3 protein-coding genes and 2 pseudogenes are annotated in these 3,465 nt (G+C 65.9%); 1 reads left to right on the top strand and 4 read right to left on the bottom strand.

Translation table 11 applies throughout. The annotated features are described in order from the left end of the window. From ASG52_RS17155 to ASG52_RS17145, 3 genes and pseudogenes are all read right to left on the bottom strand, one after another. Positions 1-597: pseudogene (locus ASG52_RS17155) on the bottom strand (IS256 family transposase); the annotation flags it as partial. Positions 598-982: 385 nt separating this feature from the next. Continuing rightward, a complete protein-coding gene (locus tag ASG52_RS17150) occupies positions 983-1,423 on the bottom strand; it encodes a YybH family protein (RefSeq protein WP_082552619.1) in 441 nt (146 codons plus the stop codon). Positions 1,424-1,562: 139 nt separating this feature from the next. Further along, a complete protein-coding gene (locus ASG52_RS17145) occupies positions 1,563-2,216 on the bottom strand; it encodes a hydrolase (RefSeq protein WP_056245849.1) in 654 nt (217 codons plus the stop codon). Between the two features lie 145 nt (positions 2,217-2,361). On the opposite strand from ASG52_RS17145, the gene ASG52_RS17140 reads away from it, so the two are divergent. Beyond that, a complete protein-coding gene (locus ASG52_RS17140) occupies positions 2,362-3,234 on the top strand; it encodes a LysR family transcriptional regulator (RefSeq protein WP_056245846.1) in 873 nt (290 codons plus the stop codon). Between the two features lie 140 nt (positions 3,235-3,374). Here ASG52_RS17140 and ASG52_RS27340 read toward each other — a convergent pair. Beyond that, positions 3,375-3,465, bottom strand: a pseudogene (locus ASG52_RS27340) (IS5/IS1182 family transposase); the annotation flags it as partial.

The following is a 3,465-nucleotide window of genomic DNA, read 5'->3' as shown; positions in this document are numbered from 1 at the left end:
GGCCAGGGCGGCGCTGGCCTCCCTGGAGTGGACGCGGCAGCGCTGCCACGCGGTGTTCATGACCTTGGCGACCGAGGCCTTGATGCCCTCGTGCGCGTCCGAGATCACGAGCTTGACCCCACGCAGGCCCCGGCGCGCCAGTTTGCGGAGAAAGGCGGTCCAGAACGTCTCGGCCTCGGAGGGACCGACGTCCATGCCGAGAACCTCCCGGCGACCGTCGCCGTTCACGCCGACCGCCACGATCACGGCGACCGAGACGATGCGGCCGGCCTCGCGCACCTTCACGGAGGTCGCGTCGATCCAGAGGTAGGACCCCTCGCCCCTCATCCTGAGGCTCTCGAAGGACGATGGGGCGGTCGAGGAAGGCGTTGACCCGCTCGTCGATCTCCTGGCAGAGCCGCGAGACTTGGCTCTTCGAGATGCCGGTCCCGCCCATGGCCTGCACCAGATCATCCACCGATCCTTCGACAGGCTCAGGATGAGGGGGTCGAGATGCCCTGGATGTAAGCCTCTTGGATCACCGCCGTGAGCGCCTTCTCGGCCATGCGCCGCGGTTCCAGGAAACCGGGGAAGTACGAGCCCTTGCGCAGCTTGGGGNGGAGGTCTCTTGGGTTCGAGGTTGGTGCTCGCAACCCGACCCTACCCGGCAACCGCCGATGACCACCCCTCAGCTACACCACCACCCGGGACACGACCCCGAATGAATGACCCCAAGCGGACCTTCGAGCTGCGGTCCCTGAAGGTCCGGATGGGTTGGGGAGCACTGGTTGGCCCGACGCCTGAAAGCTGACGTTCCAGCGTGCACCCAACACAGAGACGGCAACTACGATTACCGGGCACCCTTGCCAAGACGTTACTAATGTTCACCGATCACAGCCTAGTCACAACCACGATGGACTGGAAGAAATTGTTGACCGTCGAGATCACGGTCCAATCCGCCGCATGCGCCTCCGCGGCCTGTCAGACACTGAGTTCCCCTTGCTTACTGGGGCGGCGGATTCGTTGTTGCGAACGAATAGCGCGCAATTTTCCACGCGTTGTCTTGGCCCTTGTGCAAAATGAACAGTTCGTGGTTGGCGTCGGGAACACGCTGTTTGATGGCATTGACAGTCACGTGTCCGTTCGAGCTCGTGCGGGCGAACGCCCAGTCCGGAGCGACCTGCACCACTTCCTCCACCGTCAACTCGGTGTCGAAGGTGATCGTCCGAAAGATCCCGTCGTAGGCTTTCCGGATCGCCTCGGCGCCGACCGTCGAGGGGTTGTTGGGAGCCATGAAGACGCCGCTGGGCGCGAACACGCTCTGCACCTTGTCAGGGTCCGAGGCGTTCAGGGCCGTCTCATAGGCCAGGAGCACGTCCTCAATGTTGGACTGGACTGAGGCGGCGTCAGTGTTTCCGGTTGCCGAGCGTGTGAGCTTCTTCATGGATATGCACTCCTCTCCGATCTAAATTTTTGGGCAGTCGGATTCCGCCTCCGCGGTGTTTCATCTCGTCGCGGGAGCGGGCCGGGCGCCGCGCGGTCACAGCATGGGCCCGCGCGCAAGCGGGCCTCCCGCGTCCGGATCAGCCGGCAGATCTCGGGACCGGCGTGTTGAGCAGCTGCTGCTCCCAGAGATACGCGATCCCGCATCCCGCGGCGTGCTGCTGAAGGACCTCGGTGACCCCGGCCGCCGTGTCGAGCCGGGCCCAGTCGCGCTGCCATTCCGCCATCACGGCGAGCCAGGTCATCATGTTCACCCCGGCCCGTATCATCCGCTGGATGGCGACCTCGTGTGCCTCGACGGAGATGCCGCCGCATGCGTCGGTGACCACCGTGACGTCCCACCCCTCGCCCGCCGCCTGGATGGCCGGCATCGCGACGCAGACCTCGGTCCAGAGCCCTGCGATGATCAACTGCTTGCGGCCCGTCGCCTCGACTGCGCCGACGACGTTCCGGTCCTCCCAAGTGTTGACGAATGTTCGGTCGATCACCGCCTGCTCCGGGAAGACCTCGGTGACCTGCGGGAAGATGACCCCGCCCCGCTCGGCGATCACGCTCGTCAGGATGGTGGGAACGCCGAAGACCTTGGCGGCCTTCGCCAGGGCCGTCGTGTTGTTGACCACCAGGTGCGGATCGTGGCTGTTCAGGCCCGCCAGCTGGTAGGGCTGATGGTCGATTAGAACGAGGATCGAGTCCTGTGGACGAAGAAGCGATGCCAGGCCATTGCGAACGGTCATGACGATCCTTTGTTGCCATCGGACCCGATCAAGTTCGGAGCACCCTGCGCCGCCGGCCGATGTCGGACCGACACTGCCATTGTGTTTTATGATCCAGTAGCATCGTCTGAGCCGACACCGTGTCGCGCGAACGGGAACGCCGGAATTGGATGTCGAGGAGCTGAGGACCTTCGTGGAACTCGCGGAAGCCGGCGGCGTGACCGCGGCCGCGCGGCGGCTCGGCGTCTCCAAATCGATCGTCAGCCGGCGGCTGGCGCGCCTTGAGGCGGATCTCGGCGTGCAACTACTCGCACGAACCACCCGCGGCGCCGCCCTCACGGAGGCGGGGGCGACGTTCCGGGAACATGCGGCCAAGGTCTGCGCCGAGATCGATCGGGCCAGGGACGCGATCCTGCCCGCCGGGGAGGTGCGCGGCCGGCTCCGCGTCGCCGCCCCGCTCTCGTTCGGGCCGACCCACTTGGCCGCCGTCTTCGCCGACATGGCGCGGCGCCACCCGCAGCTTCAGCTTCAGGTCTGCTACAGCGACCGCTTCGTCGATCTCGTCGCCGAGGGGTTCGACTGCGCGATCCGGCTCGGCCATCTCCCGGACTCGAACCTGATTGCCCGGCGCGTAGGCCCCATCCACGGCAAGCTCGTCGCCAGTCCGGACTATATCGGCGCCCACGGCGCACCCGAGACGCCCGACGAGCTGCTCAGCCACCAAGCGCTCATGCAGGGTACCGAAGCCTGGCATTTCATGGACGGCCCGAACTCCATCGCCGTCCGCCCCCACGGACGGTTCAAGGCCGACAATGGGACCGCCCTAGCGGCTGCCGCCGTGACGGGGCTCGGGATCGCCTACCTTCCGGAGCGGCTCATCGAGGCGCAGCTCGCCTCCGGAGCGCTCGTCCCCGTCATGACCTGCTTCCCGATCGCGCCAGCGGGGTTGTTCGTTGTCCGGCCGCCCGGCCAGCATCCGGTGCGGACGGTGGGGATCCTCACCCAGATGCTCATCGAGTGCTTTGATAAGACGCCCTAGCGGGACGGGCCGGAACTCTGTGCGCGGTCTTGGAGGGAGGCTCCAACCCTGCTGGGAGGCGGCCGATCCGGGACCCTTTGAGTGCCGGTAAGCAGACCTTTCCGAAGACCGAGAAGGGTGGGAAGCGATCCTTAGAGCGCCTAACAGAACCGTTTGATCTGGTTGAGGGTGATGAGACTTGCCGCGAGGCTGGTGAAGGCCTGGTAGATGTCGGCGCGTCGCTCGTAGCGG

The organism is Methylobacterium sp. Leaf456 (assembly GCF_001425465.1).
GTDB lineage: Bacteria > Pseudomonadota > Alphaproteobacteria > Rhizobiales > Beijerinckiaceae > Methylobacterium.
The sequence above is the reverse complement of the archived record's forward strand: the minus strand, read 5'-3'. Positions and strand labels throughout refer to the sequence as shown.